Origin of the sequence: Kitasatospora sp. NPDC091276, assembly GCF_040684355.1 — a bacterium.
Lineage (GTDB): Bacteria > Actinomycetota > Actinomycetes > Streptomycetales > Streptomycetaceae > Kitasatospora.
Map to the genome: position 1 here is coordinate 45,407 of NZ_JBFBFU010000007.1, position 20,944 is coordinate 66,350.

Annotated in this window: 18 protein-coding genes; 10 read left to right on the forward strand and 8 right to left on the reverse strand. The window is 73.1% G+C overall.

All coding sequences use genetic code 11. From position 1 onward, the window contains the following. Window position 1 precedes the first annotated feature (1 nt). From AB0O19_RS11060 to AB0O19_RS11070, 3 genes are read right to left on the reverse strand one after another with little or no spacing between them, the layout of a single operon-like run. Entirely contained in the window at window positions 2-259 is a 258-nt protein-coding gene (locus tag AB0O19_RS11060; protein WP_363619117.1) for a hypothetical protein, read from the reverse strand. A gap of 57 nt (window positions 260-316) precedes the next feature. Beyond that, the gene (locus AB0O19_RS11065; RefSeq protein ID WP_363619118.1) at window positions 317-2,791 is read right to left on the reverse strand and encodes an HAD-IC family P-type ATPase; all 2,475 of its coding nucleotides are present in this window, start codon (window positions 2,789-2,791) and stop codon (window positions 317-319) included. Between the two features lie 52 nt (window positions 2,792-2,843). After that, window positions 2,844-3,146 (reverse strand): DUF2530 domain-containing protein, encoded by a 303-nt coding sequence (locus AB0O19_RS11070; protein WP_363619119.1) that lies wholly within the window; start codon window positions 3,144-3,146, stop codon window positions 2,844-2,846. Window positions 3,147-3,308: 162 nt separating this feature from the next. Here AB0O19_RS11070 and AB0O19_RS11075 point away from each other — a divergent pair, with 162 nt between their 5' ends. The 3 genes from AB0O19_RS11075 (at window position 3,309) to AB0O19_RS11085 (ending at window position 7,871) form a co-directional block, all read left to right on the forward strand. Beyond that, complete coding sequence (locus AB0O19_RS11075) at window positions 3,309-4,769, forward strand: NCS2 family permease (RefSeq protein WP_363584950.1); 1,461 nt, start codon at window positions 3,309-3,311, stop codon at window positions 4,767-4,769. A 204-nt stretch (window positions 4,770-4,973) separates the two neighbouring features. Next, a complete protein-coding gene (locus AB0O19_RS11080) occupies window positions 4,974-5,897 on the forward strand; it encodes a DUF4231 domain-containing protein (RefSeq protein ID WP_350877520.1) in 924 nt (307 codons plus the stop codon). 261 nt (window positions 5,898-6,158) lie between these two features. Next, on the forward strand, window positions 6,159-7,871 hold the full coding sequence (locus AB0O19_RS11085; RefSeq protein WP_363619121.1) for a hydrogenase maturation protein: 1,713 nt from the start codon (window positions 6,159-6,161) through the stop codon (window positions 7,869-7,871). A 143-nt stretch (window positions 7,872-8,014) separates the two neighbouring features. Here AB0O19_RS11085 and AB0O19_RS11090 read toward each other — a convergent pair whose 3' ends face one another. Continuing rightward, complete coding sequence (locus AB0O19_RS11090) at window positions 8,015-8,830, reverse strand: MHYT domain-containing protein (RefSeq protein WP_363619122.1); 816 nt, start codon at window positions 8,828-8,830, stop codon at window positions 8,015-8,017. A gap of 309 nt (window positions 8,831-9,139) precedes the next feature. Further along, window positions 9,140-9,571, reverse strand: a complete 432-nt coding sequence (locus tag AB0O19_RS11095) for a VOC family protein (protein WP_363619123.1) — start codon at window positions 9,569-9,571, stop codon at window positions 9,140-9,142. Between the two features lie 151 nt (window positions 9,572-9,722). Here AB0O19_RS11095 and AB0O19_RS11100 point away from each other — a divergent pair, with 151 nt between their 5' ends. Beyond that, window positions 9,723-10,157 carry a MarR family transcriptional regulator gene (locus AB0O19_RS11100; RefSeq protein WP_063348195.1) on the forward strand — a complete coding sequence of 145 codons (435 nt, stop codon included), beginning with the start codon at window positions 9,723-9,725 and terminating at the stop codon, window positions 10,155-10,157. A gap of 357 nt (window positions 10,158-10,514) precedes the next feature. After that, complete coding sequence (locus AB0O19_RS11105; protein ID WP_363619241.1) at window positions 10,515-11,804, forward strand: MFS transporter; 1,290 nt, start codon at window positions 10,515-10,517, stop codon at window positions 11,802-11,804. A 79-nt stretch (window positions 11,805-11,883) separates the two neighbouring features. Here the strand turns inward: AB0O19_RS11105 and AB0O19_RS11110 are convergent, their stop codons facing one another. Beyond that, entirely contained in the window at window positions 11,884-12,402 is a 519-nt protein-coding gene (locus tag AB0O19_RS11110; RefSeq protein WP_363619124.1) for a GNAT family N-acetyltransferase, read from the reverse strand. Window positions 12,403-12,447: 45 nt separating this feature from the next. Between AB0O19_RS11110 and thpR the strand changes: the two genes are divergently transcribed. Continuing rightward, a complete protein-coding gene (gene thpR / locus AB0O19_RS11115; protein WP_363619125.1) occupies window positions 12,448-13,035 on the forward strand; it encodes an RNA 2',3'-cyclic phosphodiesterase in 588 nt (195 codons plus the stop codon). A gap of 314 nt (window positions 13,036-13,349) precedes the next feature. Here thpR and serC read toward each other — a convergent pair whose 3' ends face one another. Both serC and AB0O19_RS11125 read right to left on the reverse strand, forming a co-directional pair. Then, window positions 13,350-14,468, reverse strand: coding sequence for a phosphoserine transaminase (serC, locus tag AB0O19_RS11120; protein ID WP_063348193.1), 1,119 nt, complete (start codon window positions 14,466-14,468; stop codon window positions 13,350-13,352). Between the two features lie 183 nt (window positions 14,469-14,651). Continuing rightward, window positions 14,652-15,752: a citrate synthase 2 gene (locus tag AB0O19_RS11125; protein ID WP_350877533.1), complete on the reverse strand. Its 1,101-nt coding sequence runs from the start codon at window positions 15,750-15,752 to the stop codon at window positions 14,652-14,654. A gap of 416 nt (window positions 15,753-16,168) precedes the next feature. On the opposite strand from AB0O19_RS11125, the gene pdxH reads away from it, so the two are divergent. From pdxH to AB0O19_RS11145, 4 genes are all read left to right on the forward strand, one after another. Then, a complete protein-coding gene (gene pdxH, locus AB0O19_RS11130; RefSeq protein WP_363619242.1) occupies window positions 16,169-16,801 on the forward strand; it encodes a pyridoxamine 5'-phosphate oxidase in 633 nt (210 codons plus the stop codon). 483 nt (window positions 16,802-17,284) lie between these two features. Further along, window positions 17,285-17,467: an FxSxx-COOH cyclophane-containing RiPP peptide gene (gene fxsA / locus AB0O19_RS11135; RefSeq protein WP_350877535.1), complete on the forward strand. Its 183-nt coding sequence runs from the start codon at window positions 17,285-17,287 to the stop codon at window positions 17,465-17,467. Window positions 17,468-17,508: 41 nt separating this feature from the next. Further along, window positions 17,509-19,974 (forward strand): FxsB family cyclophane-forming radical SAM/SPASM peptide maturase, encoded by a 2,466-nt coding sequence (locus tag AB0O19_RS11140; RefSeq protein ID WP_363619126.1) that lies wholly within the window; start codon window positions 17,509-17,511, stop codon window positions 19,972-19,974. Between the two features lie 15 nt (window positions 19,975-19,989). Next, the gene (locus tag AB0O19_RS11145) at window positions 19,990-20,799 is read left to right on the forward strand and encodes an AAC(3) family N-acetyltransferase (protein ID WP_363619127.1); all 810 of its coding nucleotides are present in this window, start codon (window positions 19,990-19,992) and stop codon (window positions 20,797-20,799) included. Window positions 20,800-20,944: the final 145 nt, after the last annotated feature.

Sequence of the window (20,944 nt, forward strand, 5' to 3'; positions counted from 1 at the left end):
TTCAGCGGGCCCGCCCGCGGCGCTTGAACCGCAGGTAGACGGCGGTGGTGGTGGCCAGCCAGACGGCCGCCACCAGGGCCTTCACGGCCGTCGGCACCCCCGGCAGCGCCGGGGCGGTCACCTCGCCGGCGTTCGTCAGCCAGCGGCCGCCCATCAGGGCCAGGACCGTCAGTCCGGCGGCCAGCAGGCCGGCCAGGAAGGCGGCGAACGCCTCCACCTGCCCGGTCTCGCGCTCGGTTTCCCCACCTGTGCGGGCCATGTCGGCACCCCCTTCCGCGATCCATCATCCAGGCTGCGGGCTGGGGGTGCCAGGGCCTCACTCCATCCCGCGGCGCTTCATGAAGCGCCAGGCGATCTCCAGGGCCAGGCCGCAGACCACCGCGATGCCGACGCCGACCAGGGGGTCGCGGGTGCCGACCAGCGAGAGCTGGAAGAACTCCGCCAGCCAGGGCACCAGCAGGACCAGGGCGAAGGCGCCGCCCATGGTGCCGATCAGCAGCAGGCGCCACCAGCTGTAGGGGCGGGCGACGATGGCGAGCACCCAGATGGCGATCAGGAAGAGCGTCAGGGTGGCCACGCTGGTGTCGGCCTTGAGGTCGGTCGCGTGGTCGGCGCGGGCCAGCGCGTAGGCGACGAAGGTGCCGGTGCCGGCGATGACGCCGCCCGGCACGGCGAGCCGCAGGACGCGCTTCACGAAGCCGGTGCGGGCCCGCTCGTTGTTGGGGGCGAGGGCGAGGAAGAAGGCCGGCACGCCGATGGTGAGGGTGGAGAGCACGGTGGAGTGCCGGGGCAGGAACGGGTACGGCGAGTGGGTGAAGATCACCAGCAGGGCCAGCAGGACCGAGTAGACCGTCTTCACCAGGAACAGGCCCGCGACCCGCTCGATGTTGCCGATCACCCGGCGGCCCTCGGCGACCACCGAGGGCAGGGTGGCGAACGAGTCGTTGAGCAGCACGATCTGGGCGACCGCCTTGGTGGCGTCGCTGCCGGTGCCCATCGCCACGCCGATGTCGGCGTCCTTGAGTGCGAGCACGTCGTTGACGCCGTCGCCGGTCATCGCCACGGTGTGTCCGCGGGACTGCAGCGCGGCGACCAGCTGGCGCTTCTGCTGCGGGGTGACCCGGCCGAAGACCGTGGTCCGTTCGGCCGTGTCGGCGAGGGCGTCCGGTTCGGCGGGCAGCGTCCGGGCGTCCAGCGGGTGGTCGGCGCCGGGCAGGCCGAGGTGGCCGGCGACCGCGCCGACCGAGACCGCGGCGTCGCCGGAGATGACCTTGGCCTGCACCTGCTGGCCCTCGAAGTAGCGCAGGGTCTCGGCGGCGTCGTGGCGCAGCCGCTGCTGGAGCACCACCAGGGCGAGCGGGGCGAGCCCGGCGGCCGGGTCGGGGGAGTCCAGCGGGGTGGGGGTGCGGCCGAGCAGCAGCACCCGCAGGCCCTTGGCGCCCAGCTCGTCGACCTCGGTGAGCGCCGGGTGCCCGGCGGGCAGCAGCACGTCGGGGGCGCCGAGCAGCCAGCTGGCCTCGCCGCCCTGCGGCTCCAGCAGCTGCACGCCGCTCCACTTGCGGGCGGAGGAGAACGGCATCGCCTCGATCACCCGCCAGCCGTCGGCGCCCCGGGCGCCGCCGGCCCCCGGGGCGCCGCCGTCGCCGCGCCCGTAGGCGTCGATGACCGCCTGCATGGAGGGGTTGGGGCGGGCGTCGGCGCCGGCCATCACGCCGAGCGCGTGCTTGATGGTGTCCGGGTCGAGGGCGCCGGGCTCGCCGTCGGAGAGGACCCGCAGGTCGACGACGTCCATGCCGCCCTCGGTGAGGGTGCCGGTCTTGTCCAGGCAGACGGTGTCGACCCGGGCCAGGCCCTCGATCGCCGGGAGCTCCTGGACCAGGCACTGCTTGCGGCCCAGCCGGATCACACCGATCGCGAAGGCGACCGAGGTCAGCAGGACCAGCCCCTCGGGGACCATCGGTACGATCCCGGCCACCATCCGGCGCACGGCCTCGCGCCAGTCGCGGCCCTCGACGGCCAGCTGGCTGATGATCAGGCCGATGGCCGTGGGGATCAGCAGGTAGGTGATGAAGCGCAGGATGCTGTTGATGCCGCTGCGCAGCTCCGACTTCACCAGGGTGAACCGGCTGGCCTCCTCGGCGAGCTGCGCCGCGTACGCCTCGCGGCCGACCCTGGTGGCGGTGAACGCGCCCGCGCCGGCCACCACGAAGCTGCCGGACATGACCTGGTCGCCGGGCTGCTTGAGGACGGGGTCGGGCTCGCCGGTGAGCAGCGACTCGTCGATCTCCAGGCCGTCCGCCTCGGTGACCTCGCCGTCCACGATCACCTTGTCGCCGATGCCGAGCAGCACCGTGTCGTCGAGCACGATCTCGGCGACGGCGATCTGTTCGACAGTGCCGTCTCGGCGGACCTCGGGGCGGGCCTCGCCGATCAGGGCCAGGCTGTCCAGGGTCTTCTTGGCGCGCAGCTCCTGGATGATGCCGATCGCCGTGTTGGCGACGATGACCAGGCCGAACAGGCCGTCCTGGATCGGACCGACGATCAGGATGATCCCGAACATCACGCCGATGATCGCGTTGAAGCGGGTGAAGACGTTGGCCCGGACGATCTCCTTGGCGGAGCGGCTGGACCGTACGGGGACGTCGTTGACCTGTCCGCGCGCGACGCGTTCGGCCACCTCGGCGGAGGTCAGTCCGCCGCGCCGGCCGGGCAGCAGCCCGAGGGGGTGCGCACCGTCGGGGCGGTCGGCGTCGCCGGGCTGCTCTTCCGCGGGGTGGGCAGGCTGCGTCATGGCACCGACTCTACGGGTGCCTTATGTCCGGTGCGTGCTACTAAAGGACTATTCAGTCCGACCGGGTGGCCGGGTCCTGGCCGTCGGTTCCGGCCGCCCGGTTCGCGGCCTCGGCGGCGCGGTCGCGGGCGATGGCGTCCCGTCGGGCGCGGCAGTACCAGAGGCCGATCAGGCCGAGCAGGCCGCCGGAGAGGCAGATCCACGGCCAGGTGCCGTGGCCGTGGTCGGAGAGGGTGCCCTGGAAGGGGAGCAGCGCCAGGAAGGCGACGAACCACAGCACCGTGCCGCCGCCGACGATGGCGACGTCGTTGGCCTCCAGCGGAGGGGGCGAGGGATGCAGCGGCTTCTTGGGCATGGGGCCTAGCGTAGTGTGCGGCGGCAGGCCCTCAGGGGCCCTCGGGCTTCTACGCGCGAAGATAGCGCGTGTGCGATCGGGAAACCATACTGAAAGTTCCCCGCCCGGCCACCGTCGCCCCGGGCGTCCCCCCTCCTCAGCTCCCCCACAGAGGACGCACGCATGCCTGTGGTCCAGCCGACCACCGAGTCGCCCGAACCCGCCTCCAGCGCCCCCAAGCCCCCCGCCGGCGCCCTGGACCGCTACTTCCGGATCAGCGAGCGCGGCTCCACCCTGCCGCGCGAGATCCGCGGCGGCGTCGCCACCTTCTTCACCATGGCGTACATCCTGGTGCTCAACCCGATCATCCTGGCCAGCGCCACGGACATGACCGGGGCCCACCTGGACAGCGCCCAACTGGTCACCGCCACCGCCCTCACCGCGGGTCTCACCACCCTGCTGATGGGCGTGATCGGCAACGTCCCGATCGGCCTGGCCGCCGGCCTCGGCGTCAACACCATCGTGGCGCTCCAGCTCGCCCCCAAGATGACCTGGCCGGACGCCATGGGCATGGTCGTGCTGGCCGGCTTCGCGATCATGCTGCTGGTCGCCACCGGCCTGCGCGAGCGGGTCATGAACGCCGTGCCGCTCGGGCTGCGCAAGGCCATCGCGATCGGTATCGGCCTGTTCATCAGCCTCGTCGGCCTGGTCGACTCCGGCTTCGTCAGCCGCATGCCGGACGCCGCGCACACCACCGTCCCGCTGCAGCTCGGCGGCAGCGGGCACCTGCTCGGCTGGCCGGTGCTGATCTTCGTGTTCGGCCTGCTGCTCACCCTCGTCCTGCTGATCCGCAAGGTGCCCGGCGCCATCCTGATCAGCATCGTGGTCAGCACCGCGCTCGCCGTGGTGATCGACAAGCTCGTCGACGTCCCGGCGCTCAAGTGGGGCCTGACCGTCCCGGCCTGGCCGGGCAACCCGGTCGCCGCCCCCGACTTCGGCCTGGTCGGCAAGGTCAGCCTGTTCGGCGGCTTCGAGAAGGTCGGCGTGCTGACCGGCGTGCTGTTCGTCTTCACCGTGCTGATGTCCTGCTTCTTCGACGCGATGGGCACCATCCTCGGCGTCGCAGACGAGGCCCACCTGCTCGACGAGAACGGCGACCTGCCGGGCATCAACAAGATCCTGATGGTCGACGGCATCGCCACCGCGGCCGGCGGCGCCACCTCCGCCTCCGCGAACACCTGCTTCGTGGAGTCCACCGCCGGTGTCGGCGAGGGCGCCCGGACCGGCTTCGCGTCGATCGTCACCGGCCTGCTCTTCGTGGTCGCGCTCTTCCTCACGCCGCTCGCCACCATGGTCCCGGCCCAGGCCGCGACCCCGGCCCTGGTCACCGTCGGCTTCCTGATCCTGGCGGGCTCGATCAAGGAGATCGACTGGTCGGACCACACCATCGCGATCCCGGCCTTCCTGACGATCGTGATGATGCCGTTCACCTACAGCATCACCAACGGCATCGGCTTCGGCTTCATCGCCTTCTGCGTCCTGCGCCTGGCCGCCGGGCGCGGGCGCAGCGTGCCCGTCCCGCTGTACGCGGTGGCGGCGGTGTTCGCCTTCTACTACCTGATGCCGGCCCTCGGCCTGCTCTGACGCCGTACCGCTCCACCGGCGGCCCCGTCCTCTCCCCCTGGGGGAAGGGCGGGGCCGCTGCCGTCCCGGGGGACCGGTGGAGGCGGAGCCCGTTGTCCTCGGGGCCGGTCTGGCGTCGCGCGGGAAAATGTCAAGAATGGTCCTGTGTAGCGAAGTTGACGGAGGGAATACTGCCTGGACGGACACGGGGAGGGGGCTCGACCGATGGTGCAACAGGATCCGCCCGGGGGAGACGAGGCGAAGCTGCTGCCGGAGCTGTTCTGGACGGCGGACAAGGCCTCGCTGGACGGCCAGCGCGAGACGCTGCGCTGGTACCGCGGACTGATCGCCATGCTGGTGATCGCCGCCGTGATCGGCTCGTTCCCCGGGCCGAAGGACCGCGGCTCCTTCGACAGCGTGCCCCTGTACTCGGTGGGCGCCTTCCTGATCGCCGGCTACTTCTGGTCCCGGCTGCGCCGCAGCAACCCGCAGGGGCGCTGGTACGAGGCCCGGGCGGCGGCCGAGTCGGTCAAGACGCTGGCCTGGAAGTACACCGTCCGGGCCCGGCCGTTCGACGGCGAGGCGGAGTCCGCGGACGTGGACCGCGGCTACCTGCTCCAGGTCGAGGACGTGCTGCGGGCCTTCGAGGACCCGGAGATCGTGCCGCCCGGCACCGTCCCCGAGATCACCCCGGAGATGCGGCGGATGCGGGCCGGCAGCCTGACCGCCCGCCGCATGCTCTACCTGCGCACCCGGGTCGAGGGCCAGCGCACCTGGTACCGCGCCCGGGCCGAGGCGTGCGAGACGCAGGCGGTGTCCTGGGGGCTCGGCATCGCGGCGCTGATCATCATCGGCGCGGCGGCGGCCGTCGCCCAGGCCACCGGCGCCCTCCAGGTGCACGTCTTCGGCGCCAGCTCGGCCGCGGCCGCCGCCGTCATCGCCTGGACCCAGCTCAAGCAGCTGCGCCCGCTGGCCGCCGCCTACCAGCTGGCCGCGCGCGAACTGGAGAACGTCGGCAACCAGCTCTCCGACCTCGACCTCAAGACGCCGGACGCCGAGGCGCGCTGGGCCCGGATGGCCGCCGAGGCGGAGGACGCGGTGTCCCGCGAGCACACCACCTGGCGGGCCCGCCGGGCGTTTCCGAGGTAGCGGCCGGGGGCCGTCAACGCCGGGGAGCGATCGGGGCCGTCAACGCCGGGGGGCGGCCGCTGCGGTCGATGCCGGCGAGCGGCCGCTGCCGTCAACTCCGGGGACGGGCTGGGGAGATCCGGCGAAGCGGGCGCCACGCCGAGGGCACAGGTGTGCGGAGTGCGTGAGGGTCGGGCGGGAAGGCGTAGAACGTAATCATTACGTGTCCATGCCCTGGTTTCATCGCCTGCGCGCGACCCCAGTCCCTGTCCGGAGGCCCTCTTGCGCATTCTCCTGATCGCCAGCGCGTTCAACAGCCTGACCCAGCGCGTCCACACCGAGCTGCGCGGGCGCGGCCACCAGGTCGCCGTCCAACTCGCCCTCGGCGACGAGGCGATGAGGGCGGCGGTGGACCGCACCGACCCCGAGCTGATCATCTGTCCGATGCTCACCAAGGCCGTCCCGCAGGACATCTGGTCCACCCGGACCGTCCTGATCGTGCACCCCGGGCCCCAGGGCGACCGCGGCCCCTCCTCGCTCGACTGGGCGATCACCGAGGGGGCGGACCGCTGGGGCGTGACCGTCCTCCAGGCCGTCGAGGAGATGGACGCCGGTGACATCTGGGCGTCCGTCGAGTTCCCCGTCACCGGCTGCGGCAAGAGCGAGCTGTACCGGGGCGAGGTCGCCGACGCCGCCGTCGAGGCCGTCCTGCTCGCCGTCCAGCGCTTCGAGGGCGGGCTGTTCACCCCCGAACCGCTCGACTACGACCGGCCGGACGTCCACGGCAGGCTGCGGCCCCTGCTGCGGCAGGACGCGCGCCGGATCGACTGGGCCGCCGACGACACCGCCACCGTGCTGCGCAAGCTCCGCGCCGCCGACTCCCAACCCGGCGTGCTCGACGAGCTGTTCGGACGCGAGTACTTCCTGCACGGCGGCCACCCCGAGGACGAGCTGCGCGGCCCGGTGCCCGGCGCCGTGCTCGCCACCCGCGACGGCGCGATCTGCCGTGCCACCGTGGACGGCGCGGTCTGGATCCCCCAGCTGCGCCCGCGCCGCACCCCGGGCGGGCCCGCCACCTTCAAGCAGACGGCCGCGACGGTGCTCGCCGGCCGGCTGCACCGGGTCCGCGAAGTCCCGGTGACGCCGACCTCGGCGGCCCGCCGCGACACCTGGTCGGAGCTGCGCTACCGCGAGGAGGGTGACGTCGGCTACCTCGAATTCGCCTACGCGGGCGGGGCGATGAGCACCGGGCAGTGCCGCCGGCTGCTCGCCGCCTACCGCGAGGCCGCCGACCGGCCCACCTCGGTGCTGGTGCTCGGGGCGCCCCGGGACTTCTACTCCAACGGGATCCACCTCAACGTCATCGAGGGTGCGGCGTTCCCGGCGCTGGAGTCCTGGGAGAACATCAACGCGATGGACGACCTGGTCCACGCGGTCCTCACCACGACCGACAAGCTCACCGTCGCCGCCCTGGCCGGGAACGCGGCGGCCGGCGGCCTGATGGCGGCCCTCGCCGCCGACGAGGTGTGGTGCCGGGAGTCGGCGGTGCTCAACCCGCACTACCGGCTGATGGGCCTCTACGGCTCCGAGTACTGGACGTACACCCTGCCGCGCCGGGTCGGCGACGAGCAGGCCGCGCGGCTGACCACCGAGGCGCTGCCGGTCGGCGCCGAACACGCCCGCCGGATCGGCCTGGTGGACCGCACCTGCGGCGGGGACGCGGCCGCCTTCCGGCGCTGGGTGGTCCGGGAGGCCGCCGCGCTCGGAGCCTCGCCCGAACTCACCGGGCGGCTGGTCGACAAGAAGCGCCGCCGGTCCGCCGACGAGGAGGCGAAGCCGCTGGCCGAGTACCGGGCGGAGGAACTGCGGCGGATGCACGCCAACTTCTACCGGGCGGGCGAGCCCTACCACGCGCTGCGGCGGGACTTCGTGCACAAGGTCTGCCCGGTGGCCACGCCCGCGCACCTGACCGGGCTGCTGGGGCGGCCGGAGTGAGCGGGCGGTTTCGGCCGGAGTGAGGCGGCGACGCCCGCCGGATCGAGTCGGGGGCGGTCGCCGAAAGTGAGCCGAGGGCGCCCGGCCGGGGTGGGGGACCCGGTCGGACGCCCTCGGGGCTTGGGGGGTGGGGCCCGCCCGGCTCAGCGCCTGGCGCCGGCCTCGTCCCGCCGTCGCGGCCGGCGCGGGACCAGCGGGACCAGTGGGGCCGCCGGGCCGAGCAGGAGCGGCTGCGTGGTGCCGCGGCTCGGCGAGACCGCGAAGGCCAGCGAGCCGAAGAAGACGTAGCAGCCGAGCCCGACCCCGAGCGGGAAGATGAACTGCAGCGCCATCACTCCGCCCTGGGTGGAGTGCGAGAAGTCGAGCCGCACCGAGAGCGCCGCCATGCCGGTGTAGTGCATCGCGCACACCGCCACGCCCATGACCGGCGCGGCCGCCAGGACGGCGAGCGTGCCGCGGATGTTCAGGGTGGCCCACAGCGCGGCCGTGGCCGCGAACACGGCGATGGCGACGGACAGTCCGACCGTGAGCCGGTCGTAGCCGAGGTGGCCGGGCAGGACCATCGCGGCCATTCCGAGGTAGTGCATCGCCGCGACCCCGAGGCCGGTGGTCAGCCCGCCGGCCAGCAGGGACAGGACGGGCCGGCGGCTGTACCCGACGGTGAACAGGCCGATGCCGACGACGGCGATGGCGACCAGCAGGCTGAGCACGGTCAGTCCGGGCCGGTAGCTGATGTCGACCCCGGTGACGGAGAAGCCGAGCATCGCGATGAAGTGCATGGACCAGATCCCGGCGCCGAGCGAGGTCGAGGCGAAGAGCAGCCAGAGCACCCGGGTGCGGCCCTGCGAGACGAGTGCCCAGCGGGCGCTGCGCAGGGCGACGAAGGCGCCGAGGCAGGCGACGAAGTACGAGACCGCCGGTGTCACCCAGCCGTGGTCGGCATGATGGATCTCACCCAAGAGAGCTCCCAGGACGGATGCGGGGGAGGAAGGGCGCCAGGCCTCGGGCGGACACGGGTGGTCGGGAGGGGACGCGGCAACGGGCGCGGGAACGGCGCCGCCGAAGGGAGACCTGGCGTGTGGTGCCCCTGACAACGGGGGACAGTAACCACTACCGGACGGTCGCACAAGGTTCGCGCTTTTCGTGAAGTCCCTGGTCAGGATGGACCTTTACGCGGTCTGCATGATCTTGGCACCAACTCCTGACACCGCCTGCGCACGGCCGCCGGGCGGTTCGTCCGTTACTCCGGGTTCGTTACTCCGGGTTGGTCACTCCAGCGGGGCTAGCCCGAACGGGTGGCCGGCCGGGTCGATCAGCACCTTGAGCGTCCGGCCGTGCTGGTACGTCGGCTCGGTCGCGCCGAGCGCGAGCGCCTTCGCGATCGCCTCGTCCAGGTCGTCCACGTAGAAGTCCAGGTGGAAGTGCTTGCCGCCGTCCGGCTCCGTCCACGGCTCCGGCCGGTAGCCCGAGACCCGGCCGAAGCCCAGCGGGCTGCCGCCCTCCGGGTTGTCCAGGATCGCGAACTGCTCGTCCAGGTGGCGGCTCTCCCAGCCCAGCAGCTCGCCGTAGAACCCGGCCAGCGCGATCGGGTCGGCGCAGTCGATGGTGACCATGGCGAGGCGGGCGAAGCCGGTGTCGCCCGGCCCGGCGGCGAGGCCGGAGGTGAGGCCGGAGGCGGGGTCGGCGGCGAGGTCGGACATGTCTGGTCGGCCCTTCCAGTCGAGATCATTCGAGACCCAGCACCAGCATCGCACCGGGCCGATCTTCCGGCGCGCGGTGAACGGACGGGGCCGGCGGGGTGGAATGGGAACGCATTTTCCTTAGCGAGAGTAATGACGTAAGCTAAAGAACATGCCCGAGATGTCCGAGCAGGACCTCGCAGCGATCAATCAGCTGCGATCGTCCACGATGCGCCTCTCCCGTCGACTCAAACACCAGCGGGTCGAGGAGTCGCTGAGCCCCACCGAGATGGGGGTGCTCGGCACCCTCGCCAGATGCGGAAAGGCGACACCGGGTGAGCTCGCCCGGAAGGAGCACGTGCAGCCGCCCTCCATGACCAGGATCGTCGCGATGCTGGAGGAGAAGGGGCTGGTGCGGCGCGAGCCGCACCCCGAGGACCGCCGCCAGGTCGTCGTCAGCAGCACCGAGCAGGCCGAGGCGATCCTCGCCGAGAGCCGCCGTCGCCGCAACGTCTGGCTCGCCGAGCTCGCCGAGGGGCTCGACGAGGAGGAGTGGGCCGTCCTCCGGGAGGCCGCGCCCGTGCTCTACAAGCTCGCACACCTCTAGGCACGCCGACCCCGGCCCGCCGGCCGGGAGAAGAAGGAGCACCGCATCACCGCAGGACCGACCACCGAAACCAGGAGCGCGACGGCCGCAGTTCGGGCCGCCGCGCCGCGAGGGGAGACCACCGTGACACCGCCGGCCGCAGCCAGCGCCGCCGCCATCCGCACCGACGACCAGACCACCGACCCCGCCGCGGCAGGCGCCGCGGCCGCCGACCTCCAGGCGCCCGCCCCCGCGGGGCTGCCCGGCAGCGGCGACGACGACCCCGACGAACGCACCGCGGCGGACGACCCCGCCGCTCCCGGACGCACCCACGCGTCCACGTCTCCCACAGGTGCCCGCTTCACGAGGCCCGGGGGGATGTTCTCCTCCCTTCGCGTTCGCAACTACCGCTACTACTTCGCCGGCCAGGTGGTGTCCAACACCGGCACCTGGATGCAGCGGATCGCCCAGGACTGGCTGGTCCTCAGCCTCACCGGCAGCCCCCTCGCGGTCGGCATCACCACCGCCATGCAGTTCCTGCCGATGCTGCTGCTCGGCCTGTTCGGCGGCGTGCTCGCCGACCGGATGCCCAAGCGCCGGCTGCTGATCTACACCCAGGGCGCCATGGGCCTGCTGGCCGCCGGCCTGGCCGTCCTGACCATCGGCGGCGTCGTGACGCCGTACTACGTGTACGCCTTCGCGCTGCTGCTCGGCCTGGTCACCGTGGTCGACAACCCGACCCGGCAGGCCTTCGTGTCCGAGATGGTCGGGCCCAAGGACCTCGCCAACGCGGTCAGCCTGAACGCCGCCAACTTCCAGACCGCCCGGCTGGTCGGCCCCGCCGTCGCGGGCCTGCTGATCGCCGTGGTCGGCAGTGGCTGGGCGTTCGCCGTCAACGCGCTGTCCTTCGCCGCCGTGATCGGCGGGCTGCTCGCCATGCGGGAGAGCGAACTGCGCCCGACCGAGCCGATCGCCCGCGAGAAGGGCCAGCTGCGGGAGGGCCTGCGCTACGTCAAGGAGCGGCCCGAACTGCTCTGGCCGATGGTCCTGGCCGGGTTCATCGGCACCTTCGGCTTCAACTTCCCGACGCTGCTCTCCGGCTTCGCCTACGACACCTTCAAGGTCGGCGCCGGCCAGTACGGCCTGCTGAACACCGCGATGGCGGTCGGCTCGCTGGCCGGCGCGCTGCTCGCCGCCCGCCGGGGCGTGCCCAGGCTGCGCCGGCTGGTGGCGGCGGCGCTGGCCTTCGGCTCGCTGGAGGTGGTGGCCGCGTTCGCGCCCGACTACTGGACCTTCGCGGTGCTGTTGACGCTGATCGGGGTGTTCGGACTCAGCTTCAACACCTCCGTCAACTCCACGCTGCAGCTGGCCACCGACCCCGCGATGCGCGGTCGCGTGATGGGCCTGCTGGTGCTGGTCTTCACCGGCGGCACGCCGATCGGCGCCCCGATCGTCGGCTGGGTGACCGCCTCGTACGGGCCCCGGCTCGGCCTGCTGGCCTGCGGGCTGGTGTCCGCGCTGGCGGCCGGCGTGGTGGGCCTGGTGCTGGCCCGCAGCGCGGACCTGCGGGTGCGGTTCGACCTGCACCCCGGCCGGGGCGGCCGGGTGGTGGCCTTCGTGCCGCGGACCATCACCGCCAACAAGTCGGAGCTGGCGCCCGCCTGCTGACGAGGCGTCATGCCCCGGGGTGGTGGTCCGCCCCGGGGCTTCGGCGCAGGGTCGAGGGGCTTCGGTGCAGGGGCGAGGGTCAGAGCCGGATCGCGAGGACCTGACCGGGCCAGACGCCGTCCGGCTGCTCGACCTCGAAGGACTCGGTCTCGGTGAACCCGAGTGCCCGGTACTGGCCGACCAGCCTGCGGTCGGCGCCCGCGTAGCAGTCCACCCGCAGCAGGCCGAGGCCGCGCCGGCGGGTCTCCTCGACCGCGTCGGCGATCAGCGCGGCGCCGATCCCCGAGCCCTTGCGGCTGCGGTCGGTGACCAGGATGCGGACGAACAGCTCGGGCTCGTCCACCGGGGGGATGTACTTCCCCCGCTGCTCGGACAGCACGCAGCAGCCGATGGCGCGGCCCTCGTCGTCCTCGGCGAGGCGGATCAGGAACGGTTCGGCGGCGAACCCGGCGACCTGCTCGACCCGGGCCGGGATGGTGCTGAAGGGCTGGTCCCCCCACTGGCCGGTGCGGCCCTGGCCGGCCAGCCAGCCCACGGCGCTGTCGAGCAGGGCGAGGATGTCGGGAATGTCGTCCGGTCCCCCGGTGCGGATCTTCATACGAAAAGTTCTAGCCCAAACGGCCTCGCGCGGGAAGATGTTCCCATGAGGCTCTTCGTGGCGGTCCTGCCGCCGGTCAACGTGCTCCAGGGGCTGTCGGACGCGGTGGCGCCGGTGCGCGGGCTGCCCGGGGCGGACCGGCTGCGCTGGACCACCGTCGAGGGCTGGCACCTGACCCTGGCCTTCCTCGGCGAGGTGCCGGCCGAGGAACTGCCGGAGCTGGAGGCGGGCCTGGCCGCCGTCGCCGAGGTGCATCCGGTGCACCGGCTGCGGCTGTCCGGCGCCGGGCGGTTCGGCGACCGGGTGCTCTGGGCCGGGGTGGAGGGGCAGACCTGGGCGCTGCGCAGGCTCGCCGAGGCCGTGTCCGAGGCCGCCGCCGGGGTGACCGGGGAGGTCGACGCCTTCACCTTCCACCCGCACCTCACCCTCGCCCGGGCCGGTTCCTCGCGCGGCCACCGGCGGGCCGTCCAGCGGCTCGCGGCGGCCGAGCTGGACACCCTGGCGGCCGCGCTGGCCGACTACCGGGGGCCCGAGTGGGAGGCCGCCGAGCTGCACCTGATGCAGAGCGACCTGGACGGCGGCTTCGCCCACTACTCCTCGCTGCGCGCCTGGCCGCTCGCCGACTGGAGCTGAGCCGGGGCGCGCCCGGGTCCGGGGCGGGGGTTGGGTCCGGGGCGGCCGTTGAGCCCGGGGTGGCCGTTGGGCCCGGGGCTCCGCTCCGTCGGCGGGTGGTCCGGAGGTACGCTCGTTGACCGTGGATCCCAAGACTCGTATGCGTATCGTGACCGGCACCCTGGTGCTGCTGCTGGTCGTCGTGCTGATCAGCTCGATGGTCGGCGGGTAGCCGGGCCGGCGGGCACGCCTACCCGGCCCGGCGGGTCGCCCCCGCCGCAACGGCTGAGGGCCACCGCCCGGAGGCGGTGGCCCTCAGCCGTGCACGGGATCGCTCAGAGCTGCTCGACCACGTAGTCGATGCAGTGGGTGAGCGCCTCGACGTCCGCCGGGTCGATCGCCGGGAACATCGCGACGCGCAGCTGGTTGCGGCCCAGCTTGCGGTACGGCTCGGTGTCCACGATGCCGTTGGCACGCAGTGCCTTGGCGACGGCGGCGGCGTCCACCGACTCGTCGAAGTCGATGGTGCCGACCACCTGGGAGCGCTCGGCCGGGTTCGCCACGAACGGGCTGGCGTAGGAGGACTTCTCGGCCCACGCGTACAGCCGGGACGAGGAATCAGCCGTACGGGCGACGGCCCAGTCGAGCCCGCCGTTGCCGTTCAGCCATTCCAGCTGGTCGGCCAGCAGGAACAGGGTGGAGATCGCCGGGGTGTTGTACGTCTGGTCCTTCGACGAGTTGTCGATGGCCGTCGGCAGGTCGAAGAACGGCGGGATGTACCGGCCGGAGCCGGCGATCTCGGCGGCGCGCTCCAGGGCGGCCGGGGAGAACGCGGCCAGCCACAGGCCGCCCTCGGAGGCGAAGGACTTCTGCGGGGCGAAGTAGTAGACGTCGGTCTCGGTGATGTCCACCGGCAGGCCGCCGGCGCCCGAGGTGGCGTCCACCAGGACCAGCGAGCCCTCGTCCGCGCCCACCGGGCGCTTGATCGGCATCGCGACGCCGGTCGAGGTCTCGTTGTGGGTGAGCCCGTAGACGTCGACGCCGGCCTCGGCGACCGGCAGCGGGTGGGTGCCCGGGGCGGTCTTGATGACGCTCGGCTCGGCGAGCCACGGCGCGGCCTTGACCGAGGAGGCGAACTTGGAGGAGAACTCGCCGAAGTCCAGGTGCTGGGACTTCTCCCGCACCAGGCCGAACGCGGCGATGTCCCAGAAGGCGGTGGAGCCGCCGTTGCCGAGGACGACCTGGTAGCCCTCGGGGAGCGAGAAGAGGCTGCTCACGCCCTCGCGTACGCGCTTGACCAGGTTCTTGACCGGGGCCTGGCGGTGCGAGGTGCCGAGCAGGGAGGTCTGGGTGGCGGCGAGGGCACTCAGGGCCTCGGGGCGCACCTTGGACGGTCCGCAGCCGAAACGGCCGTCTGCGGGCTTGATGTCAGCGGGGATCTGGATCTGAGCCACGCGCGCAGCCTACCGGCCGGGGAGCCGCCCGGGGTACGGTCGTCCGCCCGCTGAGACTGTGATCTTCACGGCTCCCAGCTGCGGAAACAGCGGGCCCGACGGAGGTCGGACCCGCTGCTCAGGGGTGGTGCGGACGCGGGGCGCCCGGGGCGTTCGGCGGGCGCTCGGGGGCGCTCGGCGGGCTCAGTGGCCGATGGCGTCCCAGCCCTCGATCTCCTCGGGGCGGCGCGGGCCGGGGCCGATGTAGCGCGCGGCGGGGCGCACGAGCCGGCCGGTGCGCTTCTGCTCCAGGATGTGCGCCGACCAGCCCGCGGTGCGCGCACAGGTGAACATCGAGGTGAACATGTGCGCCGGCACCTCGGCGAAGTCCAGCATGATCGCGGCCCAGAACTCGACGTTGGTGGCCAGCACGCGGTCGGGGCGGCGGTTGTGCAGCTCCTCCAGCGCGGCCTTCTCCAGCGCCTCGGCGACCTCGAAGCGCGGGGCGCCGAGCTCCTTGGCGGTGCGGCGCAGCACGCGGGCGCGCGGGTCCTCGGCGCGGTAGACGCGGTGGCCGAAGCCCATCAGGCGCTCGCCGCGGTCCAGCGCGTTCTTGACCCAGGTGGTGGCGTCGCCGGTGCGCTCGATCTCCTCGATCATGCCGAGCACGCGGGACGGCGCACCGCCGTGCAGCGGGCCGGACATCGCGCCGACCGCGCCGGAGAGCGCGGCCGCCACGTCGGCGCCGGTGGAGGCGATGACGCGGGCGGTGAAGGTGGAGGCGTTCATGCCGTGCTCGGCGGCGGAGGTCCAGTAGGCGTCGATGGCCTTGACGTGCTTCGGGTCCGGCTCGCCGCGCCAGCGGATCATGAACCGCTCGACGACCGTCTCGGCCTTGTCGATCTCGCTCTGCGGGACCATCGGCAGGCCCTGGCCGCGGGCCGACTGGGCCACGTAGGACAGCGCCATCACGGCGGCGCGGGCGAGGTCGTCGCGGGCCTGCTCGGCGGAGATGTCGAGCAGCGGCTTGAGGCCCCAGACCGGGGCGAGCATGGCGAGCGCGGACTGCACGTCGACCCGGATGTCACCGGAGTGCACCGGGATCGGGAACGGCTCGGCGGCCGGCAGGCCGGGGTTGAACTTGCCGTCCACCAGCAGGCCCCAGACGTGGCCGAAGGAGACGTGGCCCACCAGGTCGTCGATGTCGACACCGCGGTACCGCAGCGCGCCGCCTTCACGGTCGGGTTCGGCGATCTCGCTCTCGAACGCGACGACTCCCTCAAGCCCGGGTACGAAGTCGGACATACGACGGCTCCTTCAGTTCTGCGATCGGCGCTGCGCCGTGGTGGGGCGGCGCGCCAGTGACCGAATGGTGGTTGGCACTCGGTGCCAGAGTGACAGGCACCGGGTGCATTGCGCCATACACCACCATGGTGATGTTGCGCTTGGGCCCGCTTGACTTTTCCGCCGAGGGTCGGTCGTGCCCGGGAATCTCCGGAACCAAACGCCTGGTTCGGGACAATTCACCGTACGGGGGGCGGTCGAGCGGTGGCGGGACACCTTATCTCCCACCGGGGTTTGTCCGGAGGTAGCGGTGCCGGTTGCTTGTCGTACGGGATGATGTTGACGTGCAGACCCCGGAACGCGCCCAGTCGACGCCCCTGAGCCCCGCCACCCGGATCCTGGCCGACGATGCCCGGCCCGGACCGGACCTCACCGTGATGCGCAAGCACTACACCCACGAGGGCCTGGTCGAGGAACAGCTCGCGCCCGAGCCGATCGCCCAGTTCACCCGCTGGTTCCACGAGGCGGACGACGCCGGGGTGGTCGAGCCCAACGCGATGGTGCTCTCCACCGCCGACGCCCAGGGGCGGCCCAGCTCGCGCACCGTCCTGCTCAAGGGCTACGACGCGCGCGGCTTCGTCTTCTTCACCAACTACGGCTCCCGCAAGGGCTCCGAGCTCGCCGCCAACCCGTACGCCGCGCTGCTGTTCCCGTGGATCGCGCTGGCCCGCCAGGTGATCGTCCAGGGGCGGGTGGAGAAGGTCGGCCGGGACGAGACCGCCGCCTACTTCCGCACCCGGCCGCACGGTTCGCAGCTCGGCGCCTGGGCCAGCGAGCAGTCCAGTCCGGTCGGCGGGCGCGACGTCCTCGAACAGCGCTACGCCGAACTGGAGCGCCGCTACCCGGAGGGCGAGGGCGTGCCCGTGCCGCCGTTCTGGGGCGGGTACCGGGTGATCCCGGAGAGCGTGGAGTTCTGGCAGGGGCGGGAGAACCGGCTGCACGACCGGCTGCGCTACCTCGCCGATCCGGCCGGAGCGGGCGGGTGGCGGGTGGAGCGGCTCTGCCCGTAGCGGGCGGGTCTGCGAGGCGTTCGAATACTGGCGCGTCCGTCGGTGGGTCCGCCGTCGGGCTCGTCGGGCTCGTCGGGTCCGCCGTCGGGCTGGCCGTCGGGCTGGCCGTCGTGCGGTGGCGGGGGAGTGCGGGGCGCTGTCGAATCGCGCCAACCGGCCTTCGCCGACCGGTGGTTCGGATGGGGCACGAGCGCCGGGGGAGCGGGTCGGGCCGGGGCGGCAGCCGTACGTCGGCGGAGGGGTGACGCCGGGGTGGGTTCGGCGGCGCGACGCCGGTCCCCTGTGCGCCGGTCAGGTGCCTTCACGCGACCGCCGAGTGGGTGAACTTTTGGCGAGACTTCGCTGCGTGAAGGGGGTAGTGGGCTGTTAGGGGCGCGCAAGAGCACGGCGCAGCCCACGTGCTGGCAGTACCCTGGTCGACTAGGCCGACCTATATACCCGGCCCTGCTTCTCTCTAACCCCCATCGTGGAAGAGAATCGAACATGACACCCGCACTGGACACCATGCCCCGCACTGAACTGACGGAGCCTCAGGGCGAAACCCGGCCTTCACTGGCCGACCTCGCCCAGCTCGGCGCCGAGGAGCTCTCCACCAGGATCCGACGAGCCCTGCCCGACACCGGTGCGGGTGCGGTGCCGGTCGCGGCCTTCAACTCCTCCATCTGATCGGCCGACTGACCATCGGCTCCGGCTGAATCCGATCGACCATGACGCCAACTCCGCTGCCTTTCACCCAATTCGTCGTGAAAGTGCACAGCCGGTGTGATCTCGCCTGCGATCACTGCTACGTGTACGAGCACGCCGACACCAGTTGGCGTCGACGCCCCAAGGTCATCGGTGACGAAGTCCTGAGCAAGATCGCCGAGCGGATCGGCGACCACGCGGCCGCACACCGGCTGCCCGCCGTCCGGGTCGTCCTGCACGGGGGAGAACCCCTGCTCGCCGGCCCGGACCGGTTACGCCACGCGGCCAAGGCGCTCCGGGCGGCCCTGCCGCCCGGCTGCGCACTCGACCTGCGCATCCACACCAACGGCGTCCAACTGGACGACGCCTACTGCGAACTCTTCGCCGAGGTCGGCATGAGGGTCGGCGTCTCGCTCGACGGCGACCGCGCCGCCAACGACCGCCACCGCCGCTTCGCCGACGGCCGCAGCAGCCACCCGCACGTCCTGCGGGCGGTCGAGCGGCTGCGCCGGCCCGCCTACCGGCACCTCTACGCCGGGCTGCTCTGCACCGTCGACATCGAGAACGACCCGGACGCCGTCTACCGCGCCCTGGCCGAACTCGACCCCCCCGCCGTCGACTTCCTGCTGCCGCACGCCACCTGGGAGGACCGGCCGAAACCGGCCGCCGACGGCGCGCGAACGCCGTACGCGGACTGGCTGTTGGCCGTGTACCGGAGATGGGACGCCGACGGCCGCCCGTTCGCCGTCCGCACCTTCGAATCCGTCCACCGGACGTTGCACGGGCTCTCCAGCCTCACCGAATCGCTCGGCCTGGAACCCTCCGACCTCGTCGTCCTGGAGACGGACGGCACCTTCGAACAGGCCGACAGCCTCAAGACCGCCTACGACGGCGCGCCGGAGACGGGGTACGACGTCTTCACGCACAGCCTCGACCAGGTCGCGCTGCACCCCGGCATGACCGCCCGCCAGTCGGGGCTGGCCGGGCTGAGCGCCGCCTGCCGGGCCTGCCCGGTCGTCCGCAGCTGCGGCGGCGGCCTGTACGCCCACCGGTACCGGGCCGACACGGGCTTCGACAATCCCTCCGTCTACTGCGGTGACCTCATGAAGCTCATCAACGAACTCGCCGGCGAAGCCGCCGGTTCCGCCGCCGGTTCCGTTGCCGGTTCCGCCGCCGCTTCCGTTGCCGGGTCTGCTGTCGCGGCGGGTCCTTCCGTACCCGCCCAGGCCGGGGAGCCGGTGGTGCCGGCCACCCTCACCGAGCGGCAGCTCGACCAGCTCGCCCGCGGGTACGGGGACCAGGACACCGTACGGGCCCTGTCCCGCGCCCAACTCGCCCTCACCCGGGCCATGCTGGCCGCCGCCTGGGACGCCTCCGGGCAGCCCGGATCGGCGGCCTGGGCCCTGCTGTCCGAACTCGACGCGAGCGCACCCGCCGCCGTCGACACCGTCCTCGCCCACCCGTACGCCCGCGCCTGGGCCGCCCGCCGGCTCGCCGGGGACCTCACCGTCGGGCTCGGCCCGCTGGCCGAGCTGGCCGCCGCCGCCGCCGTCCGCGCCGGGCGGGGGGACGCGGTCGCGGTGCCGGTGCGCGGCGGGTGGCTGCACCTGCCGACCCTCGGGCGGACCGCCGCCCCGGACGGGGAGGCGGTCGTCACCGGCCTGGCCGACGGGTTCAGCGTGCGGGCGTCCGACGGATCGGTGTCCGCCGCCCTGGACGAGCCGCTGCGGCGGGTCCGGCTGGCCGGGGGGTGGACGGTCACCCTGGAGGACGTCGACCCGCTGCGCGACAGCCACGACCACGCCGTGGCCGGCCGGCTCTCCGACGGCGAACTGCTCGACTGGACGGGCGCGTTGCGCGAAGCCTGGGAACTGCTCGGGCACGACCTGCCCGCGTACGCGGAAGGCCTCCGGGCCGGCCTCACCACCATCACCCCGCTACGGCCGGGCCCCGCCGGGCGGGACGTCAGCTCGGCCGCCCGGCAGGCCCACGGCGCGGTCGGCATCGCCCGGCCCGCGACCGCGCCGACGCTCGCACTGCTGCTCGCGCACGAGTTCCAGCACGTCAAACTCGGCGCCGTACTCGACCTGTTCGACCTCCACGACCCGGCCGACGACCAGCTGTACCTCGCGCCCTGGCGGCCCGACCCGCGCCCGCTCGAAGGCCTGCTCCAGGGCACCTACGCGCACCTCGCCGTCACCGAGTACTGGGGCACCCGCGCGCTTGCCTACGACGGGCTGCCGGGCGAGGCCGCCGACCGGGCGCGCACCCAGTTCGCGCTCTGGCGCCGGTACACCTCCGAAGCCGTCGACCGGCTGGCCGGATCCGGCGCCCTCACGGCGCTCGGCTTGCGCTTCGCCGACGGCATGCGTGAGAGCGTCGCTCCGTGGCTCGCCGTGCCGTTGCCCGCCGCCGCCGAACGGGCCGCCGAACGGGCCCGCCACGAGCGCGGCCACGAGCGCGGTCACGCCCGCCACGCCGAGGTCTGACCCAGAGGAGCGGCCATGCGCACCGTCACTGCTCTCACCGGCACCGCCCTCACCGATACCGCCCTCACCGCGGGGGGCCTGGTCGCCGGGTTCGCCCAACTCGGCGTCCGCCCGGGCATGGTGGTGCACGTCGAGGCCTCCCTGCGCGCCCTCGGCCCGGTGGACGGCGGCGCCGCCACCGTCGCCGACGCGCTGCTCCACGTCCTCGGCCCCGGCGGCACCCTGGTCGCCTACACCGCCACCCCCGAGAACTCCGCCACCTCGCGCATCCACCAGACCGCCACCGCCGGCCTCACCCCGGCCGAGACCGCCGCCTACCGGGCCCGGATGCCGCGGTTCGACCCGGCGAACACCCCCTGCTCGCCGACCATGGGCGCCCTCTCCGAGGAGATCCGCACCCGCCCCGGCGCCCTGCGCAGCCGCCACCCCCAGACCTCCTGGACGGCCCTCGGCCGGCACGCCCGCGAGATCACCGCCCACCACCCCCTCACCTCCCACCTCGGCCCCGAGTCCCCGCTCGGGCGCCTCTACGACCTCGACGCCAGGGTGCTGATGCTCGGCGTCCCGATGGCCCGCTTCACCGCCTTCCACCTCGCCGACCAGCGCATGCCCGACGTCCCCCTGCGCGAGTACCGCTGCGTCGGCCCCGACGGCTGGCTCACCTTCCGGGCCCCCGAGCTCGACGACCTCCACTTCGCCGACCTCGGCACCCAGGTCCTCGCCGCCGCCACCGGCATCACCACCATCCACCTCGGTACCACCGACTGCCGCCTCGTCCCCGTCCGCGAAGCCGTCGACCTCGCCGAACACCTCCTCCGCCCCTGAGCCCCCGCGCGTCCCCCACCCCTCCTCCAGTTCGGTTGCTCCCGTCGCCGCTTCGGCCCCGCCGAAGCGGCGACGGTGCTGTGCAGGGGTCTTGGGCGTAGGAATTAGGGCTCGCCGACTTCGGACGCACAAGGTCGCGCCTCAG

Coding starts and splice junctions, on each gene's coding strand:
- AB0O19_RS11060 (WP_363619117.1), bottom strand. CDS start 259: ATGGCCCGCACAGGTGGGGAAACCGAGCGCGAGACCGGGCAGGTGGAG.
- AB0O19_RS11065 (WP_363619118.1), bottom strand. CDS start 2,791: ATGACGCAGCCTGCCCACCCCGCGGAAGAGCAGCCCGGCGACGCCGAC.
- AB0O19_RS11070 (WP_363619119.1), bottom strand. CDS start 3,146: ATGCCCAAGAAGCCGCTGCATCCCTCGCCCCCTCCGCTGGAGGCCAAC.
- AB0O19_RS11075 (WP_363584950.1), top strand. CDS start 3,309: ATGCCTGTGGTCCAGCCGACCACCGAGTCGCCCGAACCCGCCTCCAGC.
- AB0O19_RS11080 (WP_350877520.1), top strand. CDS start 4,974: ATGGTGCAACAGGATCCGCCCGGGGGAGACGAGGCGAAGCTGCTGCCG.
- AB0O19_RS11095 (WP_363619123.1), bottom strand. CDS start 9,571: ATGTCCGACCTCGCCGCCGACCCCGCCTCCGGCCTCACCTCCGGCCTC.
- AB0O19_RS11100 (WP_063348195.1), top strand. CDS start 9,723: ATGCCCGAGATGTCCGAGCAGGACCTCGCAGCGATCAATCAGCTGCGA.
- AB0O19_RS11105 (WP_363619241.1), top strand. CDS start 10,515: ATGTTCTCCTCCCTTCGCGTTCGCAACTACCGCTACTACTTCGCCGGC.
- AB0O19_RS11110 (WP_363619124.1), bottom strand. CDS start 12,402: ATGAAGATCCGCACCGGGGGACCGGACGACATTCCCGACATCCTCGCC.
- thpR (WP_363619125.1), top strand. CDS start 12,448: ATGAGGCTCTTCGTGGCGGTCCTGCCGCCGGTCAACGTGCTCCAGGGG.
- AB0O19_RS11125 (WP_350877533.1), bottom strand. CDS start 15,752: ATGTCCGACTTCGTACCCGGGCTTGAGGGAGTCGTCGCGTTCGAGAGC.
- pdxH (WP_363619242.1), top strand. CDS start 16,169: ATGCGCAAGCACTACACCCACGAGGGCCTGGTCGAGGAACAGCTCGCG.
- fxsA (WP_350877535.1), top strand. CDS start 17,285: ATGACACCCGCACTGGACACCATGCCCCGCACTGAACTGACGGAGCCT.
- AB0O19_RS11140 (WP_363619126.1), top strand. CDS start 17,509: ATGACGCCAACTCCGCTGCCTTTCACCCAATTCGTCGTGAAAGTGCAC.
- AB0O19_RS11145 (WP_363619127.1), top strand. CDS start 19,990: ATGCGCACCGTCACTGCTCTCACCGGCACCGCCCTCACCGATACCGCC.